We start from the raw sequence: 506 nt of genomic DNA, 5'->3' as shown, positions 1-506 counted from the left end.
CCCAACTTATTAGCTCAAAATGACTGGTACCTTCAAGCGCCAAACTGTGAAACTTATGAGTCGGTAAGGGAGCGTTTGTCCTGCTGGCTGAGTGATGTAGCGCATGACGAAGACATTGTCGTGGTGAGTCGTGGGCTAACAGGCATCGTGCTGAGAGGATTGCTGTTGGGTATGGATTACACTCAAGTTTGGCAGCAAGATTTACCTCAAGATGCGTTTTTCATTATCGAAGATGGTCGAATCACTCGTGTCAACTGCGTGGATACTGTTGACGTAGTCTGACTTGATTTGTTTATGTTTGCGTCCGCTTGATTTTGGTCAGTAATCAAAATAACTTAGTACACTGGCTTATAGAAAATACGCTTGCAAGGCTGATCATGGACGATTGGTCTCAAATGTACATTTATAGAATGTAATTCAAGGATGGATGATGATGTACAGAAAGTGGCTTTTTGCCGCAGCGCTGCTTTTAAGTGGCCCAACTTTACTGCCTTTTACTCTAGAGG

General features: G+C 43.7%; 1 pseudogene. It reads left to right on the top strand.

What is annotated here, in order from left to right:
• Positions 1 to 282: pseudogene (locus R7Z50_RS31390) on the top strand (histidine phosphatase family protein); the annotation flags it as partial.
• Positions 283 to 506 lie beyond the last annotated feature (224 nt).

It is taken from the genome of Vibrio sp. 1249-1 (assembly GCF_033340495.1).
This window is presented reverse-complemented; position numbering and strand designations above follow the sequence as displayed.